General features: G+C 60.7%; 12 protein-coding genes. 2 read left to right on the forward strand and 10 right to left on the reverse strand.

Annotation, left to right across the window (positions count from 1 at the left end; genetic code table 11):
* Positions 1-39 precede the first annotated feature (39 nt).
* The 5 genes from narI to ACESQ2_RS11395 form a co-directional block, all read right to left on the reverse strand.
* Positions 40-717 (reverse strand): respiratory nitrate reductase subunit gamma, encoded by a 678-nt coding sequence (gene narI, locus ACESQ2_RS11375; RefSeq protein WP_014229742.1) that lies wholly within the window; start codon positions 715-717, stop codon positions 40-42.
* Positions 717-1427, reverse strand: a complete 711-nt coding sequence (gene narJ / locus ACESQ2_RS11380) for a nitrate reductase molybdenum cofactor assembly chaperone (RefSeq protein ID WP_014229743.1) — start codon at positions 1425-1427, stop codon at positions 717-719. The genes narI and narJ overlap by 1 nt, the downstream gene beginning before the upstream one ends.
* On the reverse strand, positions 1424-2959 hold the full coding sequence (gene narH / locus ACESQ2_RS11385; protein ID WP_014838755.1) for a nitrate reductase subunit beta: 1536 nt from the start codon (positions 2957-2959) through the stop codon (positions 1424-1426). The genes narJ and narH overlap by 4 nt, the downstream gene beginning before the upstream one ends.
* Positions 2956-6699: a nitrate reductase subunit alpha gene (locus ACESQ2_RS11390; RefSeq protein WP_014229745.1), complete on the reverse strand. Its 3744-nt coding sequence runs from the start codon at positions 6697-6699 to the stop codon at positions 2956-2958. The genes narH and ACESQ2_RS11390 overlap by 4 nt, the downstream gene beginning before the upstream one ends.
* A 396-nt stretch (positions 6700-7095) precedes the next feature.
* Positions 7096-8484 carry a NarK family nitrate/nitrite MFS transporter gene (locus tag ACESQ2_RS11395; protein WP_004851854.1) on the reverse strand — a complete coding sequence of 463 codons (1389 nt, stop codon included), beginning with the start codon at positions 8482-8484 and terminating at the stop codon, positions 7096-7098.
* A 311-nt stretch (positions 8485-8795) separates the two neighbouring features.
* On the opposite strand from ACESQ2_RS11395, the gene narX reads away from it, so the two are divergent.
* Positions 8796-10574, forward strand: a complete 1779-nt coding sequence (gene narX / locus ACESQ2_RS11400; protein WP_014229747.1) for a nitrate/nitrite two-component system sensor histidine kinase NarX — start codon at positions 8796-8798, stop codon at positions 10572-10574.
* Between the two features lie 10 nt (positions 10575-10584).
* A complete protein-coding gene (gene narL / locus ACESQ2_RS11405) occupies positions 10585-11235 on the forward strand; it encodes a two-component system response regulator NarL (protein WP_004103129.1) in 651 nt (216 codons plus the stop codon).
* Here narL and ACESQ2_RS11410 read toward each other — a convergent pair.
* The 5 genes from ACESQ2_RS11410 to ntrB form a co-directional block, all read right to left on the reverse strand.
* Complete coding sequence (locus ACESQ2_RS11410) at positions 11232-12611, reverse strand: YchO/YchP family invasin (protein WP_033837193.1); 1380 nt, start codon at positions 12609-12611, stop codon at positions 11232-11234. The two genes, narL and ACESQ2_RS11410, sit on opposite strands and share 4 nt — an antisense overlap.
* A 102-nt stretch (positions 12612-12713) precedes the next feature.
* Positions 12714-15314 carry a nitrate reductase gene (locus tag ACESQ2_RS11415; protein WP_046877623.1) on the reverse strand — a complete coding sequence of 867 codons (2601 nt, stop codon included), beginning with the start codon at positions 15312-15314 and terminating at the stop codon, positions 12714-12716.
* The gene (gene nirB / locus ACESQ2_RS11420; RefSeq protein ID WP_373170480.1) at positions 15314-19384 is read right to left on the reverse strand and encodes a nitrite reductase large subunit NirB; all 4071 of its coding nucleotides are present in this window, start codon (positions 19382-19384) and stop codon (positions 15314-15316) included. The genes ACESQ2_RS11415 and nirB overlap by 1 nt, the downstream gene beginning before the upstream one ends.
* 10 nt (positions 19385-19394) lie before the next feature.
* Positions 19395-20183 (reverse strand): ABC transporter ATP-binding protein, encoded by a 789-nt coding sequence (locus ACESQ2_RS11425; RefSeq protein ID WP_014838761.1) that lies wholly within the window; start codon positions 20181-20183, stop codon positions 19395-19397.
* Between the two features lie 10 nt (positions 20184-20193).
* Positions 20194-21078, reverse strand: a complete 885-nt coding sequence (gene ntrB / locus ACESQ2_RS11430) for a nitrate ABC transporter permease (protein ID WP_014229752.1) — start codon at positions 21076-21078, stop codon at positions 20194-20196.

Genomic DNA, 21078 nt, shown 5'->3' on the forward strand with positions numbered 1-21078 from the left:
ACCCTGCCGCAGCAGGGTTTAGCTTTACTCGAAATAGAATTAGCGACGGGCGCGAACAATCTGGTATTTGCGCGTCAGGTACTCCACCGGCGCGCTCCAGATATGCACCAGACGGGAGAACGGGAACAGTACAAACAGCGTCATCCCCAGCACCAGGTGCACGCGGAAAATAAACGCCACGCCGTCCAGGTGCGAAGATGCTCCGCCGTGGAAGGTCACCACCGACTGCGCCCAGCCGACCAGCTTCATCATTTCGCTACCGTCCATATGCTGAGCGGAGAACGGAATAGTCAGCAGGCCCAGGGCGCACTGCACCATCAGCAGGGAGAGGATCAGAATATCCGCTCCGGTGGTGGTGGCGCGCACGCGCGGGCTCAGCAGACGACGTTTCAGCAGCAGCAGACCGCCCACCAGCGTCATCACGCCGCAGGCGCCGCCCGCAATCATCGCCATCTTCTGCTTCACGTCGACCGGCAGGAAGGATTCGTACATCCAGTGCGGCGTCAGCATACCGAGAAAGTGACCGGCAAAGATCCCCAGAATCCCGATATGAAACAGGTTCGAAGCCAGATTCATCCCTTTACGGTCCAGCATCTGGCTGGAGGCCGCACGCCAGGTATACTGCCCGTAGTCATAACGCAGCCAGCTTCCCACCAGGAACACCGTACCGGCGATATACGGATAGATGTCAAAGAAGAACATATTCAGGAAGTGCATTATTGCTGTCCTCCGTTAGAGATATTCAAATATTGCGGGGCAACGGCTCCGGCAAAACGACGCTGGTGAGCGGAGATCTCCGACTCGCCGCAGCCCTGATCGGCAAAGAATTTCACCTGTTCTTCTTCCCAGACGGCGTCCAGCGCCTGCGGCGTATCGTCGCGGGCTTCATCGGCGATTTTTTCCGCCACTTTCTGGCTATCGACCTGCGCGTTAGCCAGCTTGAGCAGCAGCTCAAACAGCGCCGCGTAGCCGCTCTCGCGCTGCTGCAGGCGAGCGCTGAGCAGGCCGAGAATCGGCGCGACGTCCTGCAATCCGCCGAGCGCTTCCGCTTCCGGCAGCTGCGCCAGATACTCCAGGTACAGCGGGAGATGATCCGGCAATTCGCGGCTATCCAGCTGCAGACCGTGGCGCTCATACTGCGCCATCAGGTCAACCATTGCCTGGCCGCGATCGCGGGATTCGCCGTGCACGTGCTCAAACAGCAGCAGCGAGGTCGCGCGGCCGCGATCGAACAGTTCGCTATAGCGAGACTGCGCGTCCAGCACATCCTGAGCGGTCAGGTCACGCAGGAAAACGCTCAGCTTATGGGCATCCTCCGGCGCGAGCTTTTCCGAAGCGGCGATAGCGTCAAACAGCTCCTGCTGATGCTGCCATAAGGCAGCGTCAGGGTACTCGAGAAGGCGCGACACAATGACGAGTTCAATCATGGGTGCGGCTCCGTTTTGCTGGTGACGTCGATAGCATCGATACGGCGGCTGTTAAACAGATTGAACTGGCTGTCAGAACCGTGGCAGCCGTCGCCGAAGGTAAAGCCGCAACCGTTTTTCTCCGGGAAGGCGTCGCGGGCCTGCTCGCGGTGGCTGCTCGGCACCACGAAACGGTCTTCGTAGTTAGCGATAGCCAGATAGCGATACATCTCCTGCGCCTGGGCTTCAGTGAGGCCTACCTCTTCCAGCGCCCGGGTATCCAGTACGCCGTCGACGGTTTCCGCGCGTTTGAAGTGGCGCATCGCCAGCATGCGTTTCAGCGCCAGCAGCACCGGCTGGGTATCGCCCGCGGTCAGCAGGTTGGCCAGATACTGAACCGGGATACGCAGGCTTTCCACGTCCGGCAGAATACCGTTGCTGCCCAGTTCCCCCGCGTCGGCGGCCGACTGAATCGGCGACAGCGGCGGCACATACCAGACCATCGGTAAGGTGCGATATTCCGGATGCAGCGGCAGCGCCAGCTTCCAGTCCATCGCCATTTTGTACACCGGCGACTGCTGGGCAGCGTCGATAACGCCCTGCGGCACGCCGTCTTTCAGCGCTTGCTCAATCACTTTCGGGTCGTTCGGGTTGAGGAACACGTCCAGCTGACGCTGATACAGGTCTTTCTCATTCTCCGTGCTGGCGGCATTTTCAATGGCGTCCGCGTCGTACAGCAGCACGCCGAGGTAGCGAATACGCCCCACGCAGGTTTCCGAGCAAACGGTCGGCATCCCGGATTCGATACGCGGGTAGCAGAAGATGCACTTCTCCGATTTCCCGCTCTTCCAGTTGAAGTAGATTTTCTTGTACGGACAGCCGGTGATGCACATACGCCAGCCGCGGCACTTGTCCTGGTCGATCAGTACGATGCCGTCTTCTTCACGTTTGTAGATGGCGCCGCTCGGGCAGGTCGCCACGCACGCCGGGTTCAGGCAGTGCTCGCACAGGCGCGGCAGATACATCATGAAGGTGTTTTCGAACTGGCCGTACATCGCCTTCTGCATGTTCTCAAAGTTCTGGTCTTTGGCGCGTTTCTCGAACTCGCCGCCCAGAATTTCTTCCCAGTTTGGACCGCTGGTGATTTTATCCATCCGCTGGCCGGTGATCAGCGAGCGCGGGCGGGCGATCGGCTGGTGTTTGCTTTCCGGCGCGTTGTGCAGGTTCTGGTAGTCGTAGTCAAACGGCTCGTAGTAGTCGTCGATGCCCGGCAGATGCGGGTTAGCAAAGATTTTACCGAGCAGCATCGCGCGGTTGCCCATGCGCGGCTGTAGCTTGCCGTTGATCTTACGGATCCAGCCGCCCTTCCACTTCTCCTGATTCTCCCAGTCGTTCGGGAAACCGACGCCCGGCTTACTTTCAACGTTGTTGAACCACGCGTACTCCATACCCTCGCGGCTGGTCCAGACGTTTTTACAGGTGACCGAGCAGGTATGACAGCCGATGCACTTATCGAGATTCAGCACCATGCCGACTTGTGAACGAATTTTCATTTTACGCTCTCCTGTACCTGGTCGTTACCTTCGCCATCTAACCAGTTAATATTCTTCATCTTACGTACCACCACGAACTCATCGCGGTTAGACCCTACCGTGCCGTAGTAGTTAAAGCCGTAGGCCAGCTGGGCATAGCCGCCGATCATATGGGTCGGCTTCGGAGTAATACGGGTCACGGAGTTGTGGATCCCGCCGCGCTGCTCGGTGATCTCGGAACCCGGCAGGTTTACGATACGCTCCTGGGCGTGGTACATCATGGTCATCCCGGCCGGCACGCGCTGGCTGACCACCGCGCGGGCGGTCAGCGCGCCGTTGCTGTTGAACACCTCGATCCAGTCGTTATCCTCAATCCCCAGATCTTTGGCGTCCGCTTCGCTCATCCACACAATCGGCCCGCCGCGCGACAGCGTCAGCATCAGCAGGTTGTCGCTGTAGGTGGAGTGGATACCCCACTTCTGGTGCGGCGTCAGGAAGTTCAACGCCTTCTCCGGGTTGCCGTTGGATTTCGCCCCCATCACCGTTTTCACCGAACGGGTATCAATTGGCGGACGATAGACCAGCAGGCTTTCGCCGAAATCGCGCATCCACTGGTGATCCTGATACAGCTGCTGGCGGCCGGAAAGCGTACGCCACGGGATCAGTTCGTGAACGTTGGTATAGCCGGCGTTATAGGAAACGTGCTCATCTTCGAGTCCGGACCAGGTCGGGCTGGAGATAATTTTGCGCGGCTGGGCCTGAATATCGCGGAAGCGGATTTTTTCCTCTTCTTTATTCGTCGCCAGGTGCGTATGGTCGCGACCGGTAAATTCGCTGAGCGCCGCCCAGGCTTTCACCGCCACGTGGCCGTTGGTCTCCGGTGCCAGGGTCAGGATCATCTCTGCCGCATCAATCGCGGTGTTAAGCATCGGCTGGCCTTTCGCCGGGCCGTCCGCTTTGGTGTAGTTGAGCTTGCGCAGCAGATCCATTTCGCTCTGGGTATTCCAGGCGATGCCTTTACCGCCGTTGCCGATTTTCTCCATCAGCGGGCCGATAGAAGTGAAGCGTTCGTATGTCGCCGGATAATCGCGCTCGACGGTCAGAATATGCGGCGCGGTTTTCCCAGGAATCAGGTCACATTCGCCTTTTTTCCAGTCCTTAACGTCCAGCGGCTGCGCCAGTTCGGCGGCGGAGTCGTGCTGGATAGGCAGCGTCACCACGTCGGTCTCTTTGCCGAGGTGCCCCACGCAGACTTCAGAGAATTTCTTCGCGATATCTTTGTAGATATCCCAGTCGCTTTTCGATTCCCAGGCCGGGTCGACGGCGGCTGATAGCGGATGAATAAACGGATGCATATCCGAGGTATTCATGTCGTCTTTTTCATACCAGGTGGCGGTCGGCAGCACGATGTCGGAATAGAGGCAGGTGCTCGACAGACGGAAATCGAGTGTCACCACCAGATCCAGCTTGCCGTCGAGACCGTTGTCTTTCCACTCCACTTCTTCCGGCTTCACGCCGCCCTGCTTACCGAGATCTTTGCCCTGAATACCGTTTTCCGTACCCAGCAGGTACTTCAGCATGTACTCGTGGCCCTTACCGGAGGAGCCCAGCAGGTTAGAACGCCAGATAAACAGGTTGCGCGGATGGTTTTTACCGTTTTCCGGCTGCTCTGCGGCAAAGCGAATGGAACCCTCTTTCAGGGATTTGACGGTGTAATCGACCGGCGTCATGCCCGCTTTCTTCGCCTCTTCCGCGATGCGCAGCGGGTTGGTGCCCAGCTGCGGCGCCGACGGCAGCCAGCCCATACGTTCAGCGCGCACGTTGAAGTCAATCAGGTGGCCGCTGTAGCGGGATTTATCCGCTAACGGCGACAGCAGCTCCTGCGCGGTCACGGTTTCGTAGCGCCACTGGCTGGAGTGGTTATAGAAGTACGACGTGCTGTTCATATGACGCGCCGGACGCTGCCAGTCGAGAGCAAACGCCAGCGGCTGCCATCCGGTCTGCGGACGCAGTTTTTCCTGGCCGACATAGTGCGCCCAGCCGCCGCCGCTCTGACCGACGCAGCCGCAGAAGATCAGCATATTGATAAGACCGCGATAGTTCATATCGAGGTGGAACCAGTGGTTCAGACCGGCGCCGACGATAATCATCGAACGGCCGTGGGTCTTATCGGCGTTATCGGCAAACTCCCGCGCGGTACGGATAATGTGCGCCCGGGAAACGCCGGTGATTTTCTCCGCCCACGCTGGGGTATACGCTTTGACGTCATCGTAGCTGCTGGCGCAGTTTTCATCGCCAAGACCGCGATCCAGACCGTAGTTCGCCATGGTCAGGTCGTAGACGGTGGTGACCAGCACGCTAGAGCCATCGGCCTTCTGCAGGCGTTTGACCGGCAGTTTGTGCAGCAGCACGTTTTCCAGCTCGACTTTATTAAAGTGCTCGGTGCCTTCGCCGCCAAAATACGGGAAGCCGACGTTGGCGATATCGTCGTGGCCGCCCAGCAGGCTCAGGCGCAGCTCAACGTCTTCGCCGGTTTTGCCGTCGCGCTGTTCCAGGTTCCACTTGCCTTTGTCGCCCCAGCGGAAGCCGATAGAGCCGTTCGGTACGGTGATTTCGCCCTTCTCATCAAAAGCGACGGTTTTCCATTCCGGGTTCGTTTCCTGACCTAATGCATCCACCAGGTCAGCCGCGCGCAGCATGCGGCCCGCCGCGTAATAGCCGTCGCGCTCTTCAAGCATCACCAGCATCGGCATGTCGGTGTAGCGGCGCACGTAATCGGTGAAATACTGGCTCGGTTTGTCGAGATGGAACTCGCGCAGCATGACGTGGCCCATCGCCAGCGCCATCGCCGCATCGGTACCCTGCTTCGGCGCCAGCCACAGATCGCAGAGCTTGGCGATTTCGGCGTAGTCAGGGGTGATGGCAACGGTTTTGGTACCTTTGTAGCGCACTTCGGTAAAGAAGTGGGCATCCGGGGTACGGGTCTGCGGAACGTTGGAACCCCAGGCGATAATATAGCTGGAGTTATACCAGTCGGCAGATTCCGGCACGTCGGTCTGCTCGCCCCAGGTCTGCGGTGACGCAGGCGGCAGGTCGCAGTACCAGTCGTAGAAGCTCAGGCAGGTGCCGCCGATCAGCGACAGATAGCGCGCGCCGGAGGCATAGGAGACCATCGACATCGCCGGAATAGGCGAGAAGCCCGCCACGCGGTCCGGGCCGTAGGTTTTGACGGTGTAGACGTTAGAGGCGGCAATCAGCTCGTTCACTTCCTGCCAGGACGAACGCACGAAACCGCCGCGGCCGCGCGCCTGCTTAAAGCTTTTCGCTTTGTCGGCGTCTTCAATAATAGAGGCCCAGGCATCCACCGGATCGCTGTGCTGAACTTTCGCTTCACGCCACATTTTCATCAGGCGTTTGCGCATCAGCGGATACTTCAGGCGGTTGGCGCTGTAAAGATACCAGGAGTAGCTGGCACCGCGCGGGCAGCCGCGAGGCTCGTGGTTTGGCATATCCGGACGGGTGCGCGGATAGTCGGTCTGCTGGGTTTCCCAGGTAACCAGGCCATTTTTGACATAAATCTTCCAGCTGCACGAACCGGTGCAGTTGACACCGTGGGTGGAGCGCACAACTTTATCGTGCTGCCAACGTTGACGGTATCCATCCTCCCAGTCCCGGTTGGTTTTTAGAAGCTGGCCGTGCCCATCGGCAAAGGTTTCACCCTTCTGTTTGAAGTAGCGAAACCGGTCCAGGAATTTACTCATCGGGTCTCTCCTGTGTGGAGCCTGACGGCTCTCTGATAAATCGACATTGCTGGATTTGCAGCGAAGGTAACGCTATGAAAGAGGGAGAGAATTGATAACGATCAAGACGATATGGCTTATAAAAACGGGTTAACACAGTAATTACCACCAAAGTAGTATTTATTTCTATTTTTTATTTTATTGATTAACAAAGATATTTTTCATAAAAGCCTGCAGAAAATAAGGATTAGCGATCCGCCATGGTATTAAGGGGTAGATACCCCTGAAGTCATTTTTTCTGTGACTTCAGGGGGCTTTTAAAATTACCCTATACCATTAGTATGTTGTAACTAAAAAATAAACGCTAAAAAGGGCGCAAATACCGTTGCGCCCTTTGCAGAAACTCAGAAAGAAATATTATTTCTGCTTGCGTCCGTAGACTGCCCAGGTAATCACCACGCAGGCGATATAGAACACCAGGAAGACCTTCATAGCGCCGGCCGGTGAGCCGGTTAAATCCAGCGAAATACCAAACGCTTTTGGAATAAAGAAGCCGCCAATCGCGCCAATCGCCGAAATAAAGCCCAGCGCCGCCGCCGTATCGGTCGCCGCTTCACGCATGGCCTGCGCTTCGCTGCCGCCCTGCGCCTTAACGCGATCCATGGTCATTTTGCGGAAGATAACCGAGATCATCTGGAAGGTAGACGCGCTGCCCAGACCGGCGGTCAGGAACAGCACCATAAATACCGCGAAGAAGGCAATAAAGTTGCCGCCCTCGCCGTGGGTCGGCAGCGTCAGGAACAGCAGGCCGCAGAAGATAGCCATAACCACGAAGTTCACCAGCGTCACGCGAGTCCCGCCGAGGCGGTCGGAGATCGCCCCGCCGGTCGAGCGCGCCAGGGCGCCGATAAACGGCCCGAAGAACGCGTAATGCAGAATCTGCACATCCGGAAACTGGGTCTTCGACAGCATGGCGAAGCCCGCCGAGAAGCCGATAAACGAGCCGAAGGTGGCAAGATAGAGCAGCGCCATAATCCACAGATGGGCGCGCTTCAGTACCGGTAGCTGCTCGCTCAGCGACGCCTTCGACGCCGACAGATCGTTCATAAAGAACCACGCCGCCAGGGTGAAGATAATCAGGAACGGCACCCAGATCCACGCCGCGTTTTCCAGATACAGCATGGAGCCGTCCGGCTGCTCGCTGCCGGTACCACCAAAGACGGCGAAGATCGACAGCGAAATCACCAGAGGGGCAACCAGCTGCATTACGCTGACGCCCATGTTCCCGAGGCCGCCGTTGATGCCCAGCGCGCCGCCCTGCTTCTGTTTCGGAAAGAAGAAGCTGATGTTAGCCATACTGGAAGCAAAGTTCGCCCCCGCAAAACCGCAGAGCAGAGAAATAATCACGAAAACGCTGAAGGGCGTAGAGGTATCCTGTACCGCGAAGCCTAACCAGACGCAGGGCACGATCATGATCCCGGTACTGAACGCGGTCCAGCGACGTCCGCCGAACAGCGGCACCATAAACGCGTAAGGCACGCGCAGCAGCGCGCCGGAGAGCGCCGGGAGCGCGGTCAGCATAAACAACTGGTCGGTGGTAAACTGAAAGCCGACTTTATTCAGGTTGACGGCAACGGCGCTGAACAACATCCAGACGCAGAATGCCAGCAAAAGACACGGGACGGAGATCCACAGATTGCGGCTGGCGACGCGATGACCGCGCTGCTGCCAGAATTCAGGATCTTCGGGACGCCAGTCGCTAATGACTGAACTGTTAGTCTTCTCCGGGATTGAAGAGTGACTCATAGACACCTCTAATAATTCATATTAACCCTGGCTACCTTATGGGTTACAGGCGGCGGTAAGTTGATATAAATCAAAGGAAAAGTTGGCGCTAATTTGGCTAAAAAAAACGCATCACCCGAAGTGAGTAGCTATTTCTGCGTAAAAAAGTGTGGTTTTTCACGCCAGTGCTGGCATTGTCCGAACGTCTGCCACCAGCCCATCACACCCTGACAATTAAGGGGTAATCCTTTGGGGGTATGGGTATACTCCAGGGGATGTCCGAGAATAAGCGCCACTCCCGGATGATTTGCCGGTCAGGAGCCTCATACCCCATGTTGAAACGTCTTTTTACGCCGCTAACGCTGGTTAATCAACTCGCGTTAATCGTTCTGTTAGCCACGGTCATCGGCGTCGCCGGAATGGCGATCTCTTCTCGCCTGGTGCACGGCGTTCAGGGCAGCGCGCATGCGATTAACAAAGCCGGCTCGCTGCGCATGCAGAGCTACCGCCTGCTGGCGGCAGTACCGCTGGGCGAAAGCGATCAAAAGCTGCTTGATGAAATGACGGCCACCGTTTTTAGCCCGGAACTGCAGTACGCCGCTCGCCATGACGATCAGCAGCGCCAGCTTCAGGCGTTACAGCACTACTGGCAGCTGGAGCTGGCGCCGGGGATGCGCAGGGCGCAAAATCAGGCCTCGGTCGCGACGGATGTCGCCGGCTTTGTCGATCGCATCGACCAGCTGGTGACCGCTTTCGATCACACCACCGAGGAGCGGATTAAACACGTGGTCTGGATCCAGCGCATCATGGCCGTGGGGATGGCGCTGCTGCTGGTGTTTACCATCGTCTGGCTGCGCGCCCGTCTGCTACGCCCGTGGAAACAGCTGCTCGGCATGGCCCGAGCGGTGAGCCGACGCGATTTTACCCAGCGCGCGCAGATTAGCGGGCGCAACGAGATGGCGACGCTCGGTATGGCGCTGAACAATATGTCTGAAGAGCTGGCGGAGAGCTATTCGGTGCTTGAACGCCGGGTGCAGGAAAAAACCGCCGGTCTGGAGCAGAAAAACGAGATCCTCGCCTTCCTGTGGCAGGCCAACCGCCGACTGCACTCGAACGCGCCGCTCTGCGAGCGCATTTCGCCCGTTCTTAACGGGTTACAGGGGCTAACCCTGCTGCGCGATATTGAAGTTCGCGTTTACGATATGGAAGATGAAGACAACCATCAGGAGTTTTCCTGCCACTCCGATATTCAGTGCGACGACAGAGGCTGCTATCTGTGTCCGCGCGATCTGCCGCCGCTGCCGGATACCGGCACCACCTTAAAATGGCGGCTGTCGGATGCCCATAATCAGTACGGTATTTTGCTGGCCACCCTGCCCGCCGGGCGGCATCTGAGCCACGATCAGCAGCAGCTGGTGGATACGCTGGTTGAACAACTCACCGGCACCCTCGCCCTCGATCGCCATCAGGAGCGCCAGCAGCAGCTTATCGTGATGGAGGAGCGCGCCACTATCGCCCGCGAGCTCCACGACTCCATCGCCCAGTCGCTCTCCTGTATGAAAATGCAGGTTAGCTGCCTGCAGATGCAGGGCGACGATCTGCCGGAAGCGAGCCGCCAGCTGCTGGGGCAAATCCGTAATGAACTCAATACCTCCTGGGCCCAGCTGCGCGAACTGCTGACGACCTTCCGGCTACAGCTCACCGAACCGGGGCTGCGCCCGGCGCTGGAGGCCAGCTGCCGGGAATACAGCGCCCACTTCGGTTTCACGGTACGCCTGGATTATCAGCTGCCGCCGCGTTTTGTTCCATCGCATCAGGCCATTCATCTGCTGCAAATCGCCCGGGAAGCGCTCAGCAACGCGCTGAAGCACGCCAATGCCACCGATGTCAGCGTTACCGTGGCGTTGCGGGACAATCAGGTCCGGCTGACGGTGGCCGATAACGGTCGCGGCGTGCCGGATCACGCGGAGCGCAGCAACCACTACGGCCTGATTATCATGCGCGATCGCGCGCAGAGCCTGCGCGGGGACTGTCAGGTTCGGCGTCGGGAAACCGGCGGTACCGAAGTGGTGGTCACTTTTATCCCTGAAAAATCGTTTTCAATCCAATAAGGAGAACTTCATGAGTCAACAGGAACGGGCAACCATCCTTCTCATCGACGATCACCCGATGCTGCGCACCGGCGTCAAACAGCTGATCAGCATGGCCCCGGACATCCAGGTTATCGGCGAAGCCAGCAACGGCGAGCAAGGGATTGCGATGGCGGAATCATTAGATCCCGATTTGATTCTGCTGGATCTCAATATGCCGGGCATGAACGGTCTGGAAACCCTCGACAAGCTGCGCGAAAAGTCGCTTTCCGGCCGCGTGGTGGTATTTAGCGTTTCCAATCATGAAGAAGATGTGGTGACCGCTCTGAAACGCGGCGCCGACGGCTATCTGCTGAAGGATATGGAACCGGAAGATCTGCTGAAGGCGCTGCAGCAGGCCGCGGCAGGCGAAATGGTGCTCAGCGAAGCGTTAACCCCGGTGCTGGCTGCCAGCCTGCGCGCTAATCGCGCCACCTCGGACCGCGACATCAGCCAGCTGACCCCGCGCGAGCGCGATATTCTCAAGCTGATTGCCCAGGGCCTGCCGAACAAAATGATCGCCCGCCGTCTGGACATCACCGAAAGCACGGTCAAAGTCCACGTCAAGCATATGCTCAAGAAAATGAAGCTGAAATCGCGCGTGGAAGCGGCGGTTTGGGTCCATCAGGAGCGCGTATTCTAGGGCAGATGCTGCCACGACACGCCCTCGGCCGGTACCCGTACCAACGGCTCAGTCAGCGCCAGTGCGATCTCATTGGATGAGACGCGCTGACCCGTTTTATCCTCCACCACCAGCGAAAGATGCCAGCGGTTGCTCGCCCCGGCTTCGCTGCTCCAGCGCGGCATAATCACGGTCCAGCCGTCCGTACTGTTCGCCTCAATTGGCGAAGTCAGGCTTAGCGCCTGGGTGTCCCCCTGCCAGCTCAGCGACTTAATGCCGTGCAGGCTGCGAATCTGCAGTTTCAGCTGCACCGTCTCCCCCGGCTGAAGATCCCAGGGCGGCGTCGCCAGATAAACCGACAGCGTTTTACGCTGGCGATATTCAACGACCGGCAGGTTATCCCGTTCCGGGCTGTCGTAGCGGCTGCCGCGAAGCGATCGGCTAACGGCGACTTCATCGGCCGCCAGCTGCTGCTTCAGCGGGACGCCGAAACGATAGTTCAGCTTCAGCCCGACATCATTTTGGCTGACGCCGCTCTCGCCCTGCTTATGCTTAGCCGTGACCGTCACCAGCGGAACGGGAGTGTAATTCAGCCCCACCGACACCGCGACCGGGTTATGGTAGCCGGTACCCGAATGGAACAGATCGACGCTATCGCCAAAATACTGCTCCACGCTGACGCTGGTATTAATGTGCTGATAAAACGGCAGCCGCGCCTGGGCGGTGACATCGTAGCCGCTCGCCATACGCTGCTGCTGGGTCAGGCTACTCCCCTGCTGCCAGCCGCCGAGCGGCTGGTAGTAGTTCGCCGACAGGCGCAGCGACTCGCCCCAGGCTTCGGCCCCGACGCTGCCGCGCGCCATCCGATCGTCCAGGGCTTTATCGTAGAAAGAGTTGTAGCCCAGCAGCCAGGAGCCCATCCGCCAGCGCTGGCCGAGACCAATATTGCCGACCAGACCCGTATCCCGCTGGGTGACCGAGTACTGATTCCAGGTAAGGTAGTCACCGTTATCCTGCAGAGGGACAAACCAGCTCCCTTTGCTGCCGGTAAAATTGCCCTCTTTATCCACCAGCAGATCGACGTTGGCGTTGCCCCACGGCGAAAGCCAGTTCTCCAGCTGGTGGCTGACCTCGTTCCCCAGTTTACCGATGGCAAATACTCGCGCCTGTTCGCTGGTTGTCAGCCCGTTATCGCTCATACTGGCTTCGCCAAATTTCTTCGCCATCTCGGCAAAGTGCTTTGCGTCGTCGTCGACCTGCGGCGCCAGGCCGAGGTCGGGTAAGCTCTCAGGCGCGCCGGAGAACGCCTGATTATCCTGCAGCGCGCGGGCGGGCGCGCCTGCCAGCAGCAGAAGAAGCGGTAAATACGGGGTTATGCGGAACGACAAGGAGCTCAAATCGGTTACGTCTACTCACGAAGTGGTGGCGGCAAAACCTAAGTTTATCGTTTTTTGCCCGCCCTCGCAGCCTCTGGCGCGATTCCAGGAATATGCTGAATCTCAGGCCTGAACCCGCTTCGCCGCCAGCAGCGCCTTAAGCTCCGGGAGACAGGAACCGCAGCTGGTGCCGCATTTGAGCTTCGCCCCCAGCGCGGCAGGCGTACGGCAGCCGCTGGCAATCGCTTCGCCTATCGCCCGTTCGCCCACGCTAAAGCAGCTGCAGATAATGCGCCCGCGCGGCATCTCATCGCCGCCTTTTCTGCCGCTCAATAGTGCGTGGCGCCGGGCGGCGTTCTGCGGCGGGGTGCGAAACGCGGCGTGAATCCACTCGGCATCAATAGCCGGCTCGCTGGCGTCGCTCCACCAGCCGAGCATCAGCTCTCCCCCCTGCCACGCCAGAAGGTTCCAGACGTTGCCGCCTTCGGCTACCTGCATCTGCCATCCCTGCCGCTGACACCAGCCCACAAGCCAGTCGCGGGAGCGGATATCCCCCGCCAGCGAAAGATGGATAACGCCCTGCGCCGCCCGCCGCCGCCAGTGCAGCGAGGCGGGGAGCGGAACCGGCTGGCGAGCAAAAAGCTCGCCTTTCCACGCCGGCAGCCAGGCGGCTATCGCTACCGCCGCCTGTTTACTCTCCGGCTGCCCGGAGTGCGGGTCGGTGACCGCCCTCAGCAGGTTATTCACCCGTCCCTGGCGAGCATACTGATCATTCCAGTGCATCGGCACAAACAGCGACCCGGGACGCTGGCCAGCGCTGATTGTCACTTTTGCTACCATCACCCCATTCGGTGAGCGGACCCGCGCCAGTTCACCTTCCAGCAGCTGATAGCGCGTCGCGTCCGCTGGCGCGACTTCCACCACCGGTTCGCTAATATGCTGCATCAGACGCGGCACCGCGCCGGTGCGGGTCATGGTGTGCCACTGATCGCGGATCCGCCCGCTGTTGAGGATCAGCGGATAGAACGCATCGGTGACCGCCCGAGTGGGCTGTGGTGTCACCGGGACCATGCGCAGTTTGCCGCTGCGGTGCCACCCCTTGAGCAAACCCCAGCTTGCATGGCTGCGGCTCACCGGCCAGCGCACCGGTTCCAGCGCATCCCACGCTTCGCGGCTGAGATCCGCCAGTCCGCCGATGTCAAACGCCCGCTGGCCATCGTTTTCATATCCTGAAAGCGCGGCGTGTTCGCTGAACACCTCGTGCGGATGCTGCCAGGCAAAGGCGGAGCCGAAGCCCAGCGCCTGGGCCACGCGGGCGACGATCCACCAGTCGGCTCTGGCCTCCCCCGGCGGCGGCATGAAAGCGCGCTGGCGTGAGATCCGCCGTTCGGAGTTGGTTACCGTGCCGCTCTTCTCCCCCCACGCCAGCGCGGGAAAGCGGATATGGGCAAAGCGTCCGGTATCGGTAGCGGCGGCGACGTCGGAAACGATGACCAGCGGGCAGGCCGCCAGCGCTTCGCTTACCGCATGGCTGTCCGGCAGCGACACCACCGGATTGGTGCCCATAATCCACACCGCTTTCACCTCGCCGCGGCCAATGGCGGCGAACAGATCCACCGCCGTCAGCCCCGGCGTTTGCGCCAGACGTTCGGTCCCCCAGAAGCGCGCCAGACGCCGTAAATCATCGGTTTCAAAATTCATATGCGCCGCCAGCATGGTCGCCAGCCCGCCCACCTCGCGCCCGCCCATGGCGTTAGGTTGTCCGGTCAGCGAAAAAGGCCCGCAGCCCGGGCGTCCAAATTTCCCGCTCGCCAGGTGAACGTTGATGATAGCGTTGCATTTATCGCTGCCGCTGGCGGACTGGTTAATCCCCATGGTATAGAGCGTGATGGCGCGCGGAGCGGCGATAAACTCGCTGTAGAAATCGGCGACCTGCTGTCGCGGCAGGCCGCAGAACTGCGCTACTTTGTCGAGGTCCCAGTTCCGGGCGATAGCCAGCGCCTGCGGCGCATCGCTGAAATCACCGCTGATGGCGCCGCTGGCGGCAATGGCGTTCAGCAGGCCGACAAACAGCCCGCCGTCGCTGCCGGGAGCCAGCGCCAGATGCCGGTCCGCGATATCGCAGGTGGCGGTCCGACGCGGATCAATGACCACCACCCGCATCTGCGGATTGTCGCGCTTCGCCTGCGCCAGCCGCTGATAGAGTACCGGATGCGCCCAGGCGGCGTTCGACCCGACCAGCACCACCAGATCGCTGTTTTCCACGTCCTCATAGCTGCACGGCACCACATCAGCGCCCAGCGCCCGTTTGTAGCCGGTAACCGCTGAAGACATGCACAGCCGCGAATTGGTATCGATATTTGCCGCGCCGATAAACCCCTTCATCAGCTTATTCGCCGCGTAGTAGTCTTCGGTCAGCAGCTGGCCGGAGGCATAAAACGCCACCGCCTGCGGCCCGTGACGGTCGATGACCTCCCGCAGGCGCGAACCCGCCGCCGCCAGCGCCTGGGTCCAGGTTGCGCGCTCGCCGTCGACTTCCGGGAAGAGCAATCTTCCCGCCAGGCCGACGGTTTCGCCCAGCGCCGCCCCCTTCACGCACAGGCGTCCAACGTTTGCCGGGTGCTGCTCATCCCCGCGTACGGTAACCTGGCCATCGGCATTCAGGCTGGCGATAACGCCGCAGCCGACTCCGCAATAGGGACACGTGGTCCTGGTTTCCGTCATCAGGAGGCCTCCGCGCGCGCCAGCAGCTGCTGGTTGCCAACCCACACTTTACCGTTCTCCACTTTAACCGGCCAGGCGCGTACCGCCAGTTCGCCGCCGTCGCACTGGCGGCCATCGCGCAGGCGGATACGCTGCTTATACAGAGGCGAAATCACGATCGGTTCGCCGCCCGCATCGCCAAGCAGGCCGCGCGACAAAACGTTGGCCTCGCTGCCCGGTTCAAGGTTATCGAGGGCATACACCTGGTCGCCGAAGCGGAACAGCGCAATCTGCCGCTCGCCGAGCCGCGCGCCAATCCCCGCCTGCTGTGGAATAGCATCGAGTTCGCAAATGGCCTGCCACGGGCGGGACGGCAGCGCCGGTTCGGCCTGCGCCGCGAACGGGGCCAGCTGTGGCTGGCCGCGCAGGGTTTGCCGCTGTACGCTTTCGTCCGGCTCATCGCTGTTCACGTAGGAGCGGAACAGCGCCAGCCGCTGCGGATCGTTAAGGGTGGTTTGCCATTCGCACTGGTAGCTCTCGACCACCCGCGCCATCTCCTGCTCCAGCTCTTCGCCGATGCCGAGGCTGTCTTCGAGGATCACGTCGCGCAGATAGTCGACCCCGCCTTCAAGGTTGTCCATCCAGGTACTGGTGCGCTGCAGGCGATCCGCGGTACGAATGTAGAACATCAGCAGCCGATCAATACTGCGAATAAGGGTGGCCTCATCAAGATCGCTGGCGAACAGGTCGGCATGGCGTGGCTTCATGCCGCCGTTGCCGCAAACGTACAGGTTCCAGCCCTTCTCCGTGGCGATAACCCCAATATCTTTCCCCTGGGCTTCCGCGCATTCGCGGGTACAGCCGGAGACGGCCATTTTAATTTTGTGCGGCGCGCGCAGCCCCTTGTAGCGATGTTCGAGGGTGACCGCCAGGCCGGTGGAATCCTGGACGCCGTAGCGGCACCAGGTCGAACCGACGCAGGATTTCACCGTCCGCAGGGATTTGCCGTAGGCGTGGCCGGTTTCAAATCCCGCCTCTGCCAGCTCGCGCCAAATTGCCGGGAGCTGCTCCAGGCGCGCGCCGAAAAGGTCGATACGCTGGCCGCCGGTCACTTTACTGTATAGCTGATAGCGTTTGGCGATCTGGCCGATCGCAATCAGCCCGTCCGGCGTCACCTCTCCCGCCGCCATGCGCGGCACCACCGAATAGGTACCGTCTTTCTGAATATTGGCGAAGTAGCGATCGTTGGTGTCCTGAAGCGGCAGATGCGCCGGCTTCAGCAGATATTCATTCCAGCAGGAGGCCAGCACCGAGGCCACCAGAGGTTTACAGACTTCACAGCCGTGGCCGCGTCCATAGCGGGCAATCAGCTGTTCGAAGGTGCGGATATGGTTGACGCGTACCAGGTGATAGATCTCCTGCCGCGACCACGGAAAGTGCTCGCAGATATCCTTTTTAACTTCGACGCCCTGCTCGGCAAGCTGGTACTCCATCACCTGTTTCACCAGTGCGCTACAGCCGCCGCAGCCGGTCGCCGCTTTAGTGCAGCTTTTTATCGCCGCCATATCGCCCGCGCCGCCGCTCACCGCCTGGCAGATATCGCCTTTGCTGACGTTGTGACAGGAGCAAATCTGCGCGCTGTCCGGCAGCGCCGCTACCCCGAGCGCTTTTGGCGCGCTGCCCTCCCGCGCCGGCAGGATCAGGCTTTCCGGGTGTTTGGGTAAAGCCATCCCGTTAAGCATCATCTGTAGCAGCGTGGCATAGTCGCTGGCATCCCCGACCAGCACCCCGCCGAGCAGTTTTTTGCCCTCCGCGCTGACCACGATTTTTTTGTAGATCTGCTGCGGCCCATCAGTCCACTGATAGCTCTGACAGCCCGGCGTGCGCCCCTGGGCGTCGCCGAACGAGGCGACATCGACGCCCAGCAGCTTCAGCTTAGTGCTCATATCCGCGCCGCTAAAGCAGCCTGCCTCGCCCGCCAGGGTGGCCGCCGCGGCGCGCGCCATCTGATAGCCGGGCGCCACCAGACCATAAATTTTGTTCTCCCACAGGGCGCATTCGCCGATCGCCAGTACGTCCGGGTCGGAGGTACGGCACTGGTTGTCGATGCAAATGCCGCCGCGTTCGCCTACGTTCAGTCCGCCGCTGCGCGCCAGCGCGTCCTGGGGGCGAATACCGGCGGAGAATACCAGCATATCGGTCGCCAGCGAGGTGCCGTCGGCGAAGTTCAGCTGCAGCCCCTGCTCATTGCGCACAATTTCCGTCGTCGCCTTGCTGGTATGCACCCCGACGCCCAGTTGGCTGATTTTTTCCCGCAGCATCGCCGCGCCGCCGTTGTCCAGCTGCACCGCCATCAGGTTCGGCGCAAACTCGACAACGTGAGTTTCCAGCCCCAGCTGCTTCAGCGCGTTGGCCGCTTCCAGCCCGAGCAGGCCGCCGCCGATAACCACACCCCGTCGGGCGGTTGCGGCGCGGGCGGCAATCTGGTCGAGGTCGTCTAGCGTACGATAAACAAAACAGCCCTCGAGATTATGACCCGGCACCGGCGGAACAAACGGGTAAGACCCCGTCGCCAGCACCAGCTTATCCCAGTGGGTTTCGTGGCCGAAGGCATCGCGCACCACCCGCGCTTCGCGGTCGATGCTGGCGACCGATTCGCTCAGGCGCAGCTCAATACCGTGCTGAGCGAAAAAATCGCCCTCAACCAGCGACAGCGATTCCGCGCTGCGTCCGGCGAAATATTCAGTCAGATGAACCCGGTCGTAAGCGGCATAGCGCTCCTCGCAGAACACCACAATCCGGTACTGTTGATGAAGGTGACGGTCGACGCATTGCTCAAGAAAATGGTGGCCGACCATACCGTGTCCGACCAGCACTAATACAGGTTTTGTCATCGTAGTTTGTCCCGCAGCGCGCGGCTGCATCGTTGAAGAGGGATCGAAGAGCCAATCTGCCGGCGCCGGCGCATGCGCCCCCAGCAGAGCGGTGAGGGGCGCGGCGCTGCTGCAATCGCCCAGCAGCAGTACGCCGCGCAGCTTGCCGTCGCGCAGCAGCAGGCGACGGTAGTGGCGATCCAGCGGATCCCAGCTGGTATATACGTCATCCTGTTCGGCGGCCCGCAGCTCGCCGGCGCTGAAGAGCTCAATGCCGGTGACCTTCAGGCGGGTGCCGCTGTCCTGCCAGCTGAAATCCTCGCCAGGGGTCGCGCACAGGCGGTCCGCCAGCACCTCCGCCTGGCGCAGACACGGTGCCACCAGCCCCCAGGTCTGACCGTCGATTTCACAGCACTCGCCGATGGCGCTGACGCCCGGCTGCGCGGTTGCCAGCTGGCGGTCAACGAGGATTCCGCGGGCGCAGGCCAGCCCGCTGCGCTCGGCCAGCCGTTTGTTCGGCTGCACGCCGGTCGCCAGCACCACCCGCGAGGCGGCAAACGCGCGGCCGTCCTCCAGCCGCACCTGATGTTCATCAATAGCGGCGATACGGCTCTCCATCACGCAGCGAATCCCGCGCTCGGCAAGCAGCATTTGCAGCTGCTCGCTGGCAAAAGCATCGATTTGCTGCTCCATCAGCCCGCTTCCGCGATGGAGTAAAGTGACACCGTCACCATGACGCCGCAGCGCCGCGGCGGCCTCTACGCCGAGTACGCCGCCGCCAATGACCACCGCCGGGCCGTCGATGGCCAGGATGCCCTCAACGTCCGCCAGGGTGCGGAAAGCAAAAACGTGCGGCTGGGTGATGCCCGGCAGCGGCGGCAGAAACGGCAGCGAGCCGGTGGCGAACACCAGCTCATCCCAGCCCAGTTCGCCTGCGGTGGTTTGCAGCGTACGGGCCGCAATATCCACCGCCGTAACCGTTTCACCGGCGCGTACCGTCACGTTATGCCGCGGATACCATGACGCGGGCAGCAGCAGCGTCTCGCTTGCCGCTTTCTCGGCGCCAAGCACCGGCGACAGCTGAATGCGGTTATAGGCCTGGCGCGGCTCATCGCCGATGAGGGTGATGCTAAACCGCTGCGCATCGCGCTCTACCAGCGCCTGCGCCAGGCGCGTGGCCGCCATACCGTTGCCAATAATCACCAGTTGCCGCCTCATCGCCGCCCCCCTACGCCGCTTTTGGCTGTTTTTCATAGAGGAAGTGCAGGATCTGCTGGCGCAGATGGTGATAGCGGCTATCGTCCGCCAGCTGCACGCGATGACGCGGTCGCGGCAGATTGACGTCGAGGATCTCCCCGACCGTCGCCGCCGGGCCGTTGGTCATCATCAGCACCCGGTCGGAAAGCAGCACCGCTTCATCAACGTCATGGGTAATCATGACGATGGTGGTATTCAGCGACTGCTGGATCTGCATCACCGCGTCCTGTAAATGCGCCCGCGTCAGGGCATCAAGGGCGCCAAAGGGTTCATCCAGCAGCAGCACTTTCGGTTTCATCGCCAGCGCCCGGGCAATGCCAACGCGCTGCTTCATGCCGCCGGAGATTTCTCCCGGGCGCTTGTGCAGGGCGTGTCCCATCTGTACCCGCTCGAGGTTGTGCTCAATCCACTCTTTGCGCTCGCCTTTGCTCATGCTGCGGCGAAAGACCTGATCCACCGCCAGCGCCACGTTGTCAAAGCAGGTCAGCCACGGCAGCAGGGAGTGGTTCTGAAACACCACCGCGCGTTCCGGCCCCGGCCCGGCGATTTCACGGTTGTCGCACAGCAGGCCGCCTTCCGTCGGCAGGGCTATCCCGGCTATCAGATTCAGCAGGGTTGATTTACCGCAGCCGGAGTGGCCGATCAGGCTGATGGTTTCCCCTTCGTAGATGTCGAAGGAGACGTTCTGCAATGCCAGGAATTCGCCGCTGGCGGTGTTAAAACGCTGGCTGACGCCCTGGACCTGAATTAATGGTTTCATCTGCGACTCCCTATTTTTCCTGCCAGCTAAAACGACGGGCGAGCAGCATCAGCCCCTGTTCCAGCAGCAGCCCGACCACGCCGATAATGACGATGGCGATGATGATGTTTTCGACGTTGAGGTTGTTCCACTCGTTCCAGATCCAGAAGCCGATCCCTAAGCCGCCGGTGAGCATTTCGGCGGCGACAATCACCAGCCAGGCGATACCGATGGAGAGACGAACCCCGGTCAGCACCGCGGGCAATACCGCCGGAAAGAGGATCTTGCGCATCACCGTCCACTCCGACAGCTGCAGCACCCGGGCGACGTTGAGGTAATCTTCCGGAATACGCCGCACGCCCTCGGCGGTGTTAATGACCATCGGCCAGATCGAGCAGATAAAAATGGTCCAGCTGGAGGCGGGTTCCGCTTTCTGGAACAGCAGCAGGCCGATGGGCAGCCAGGCCAGCGGGCTGACCGGGCGCAGCAGCGCGATCAGCGGGTTAAACATGCGGGCGAAAAACAGCGAGCGGCCAATCAGGAAGCCGAGCGGAATTCCCGCCAGCGCGGCAAGACCAAATCCCACCGCCACCCGCTGCAGCGACGCCAGCACGTTCCAGCCGATGCCCATATCGTTCGGCCCGTCCTGATAAAACGGGTCGGCGAAAAGGGTTAGCGCGGAATCCAGCGTGCTGAGCGGCGTCGGAAAGCCTTTGCTGTTCATCGCCGCCAGCTGCCAGCCCAGCAGCAGCAATCCCAGCCCGAGCAGCGGCGGCAGAAGACGTTGGGTGACATCCCGCAGCCAGCGGCTGAGCGGAGGCGTGGTTTTGCGCACCTGCAACGGCGGCAGGGTAATGACTTCGCCGGGCGCGCTGTCGGCGCCGGCCTGCGGTTGCGGTTTATATGCGTGTTTCAT

Origin of the sequence: Klebsiella sp. Q11, assembly GCF_964241505.1 — a bacterium.
In the GTDB taxonomy this organism is placed as follows: Bacteria; Pseudomonadota; Gammaproteobacteria; order Enterobacterales; family Enterobacteriaceae; genus Klebsiella; species Klebsiella michiganensis.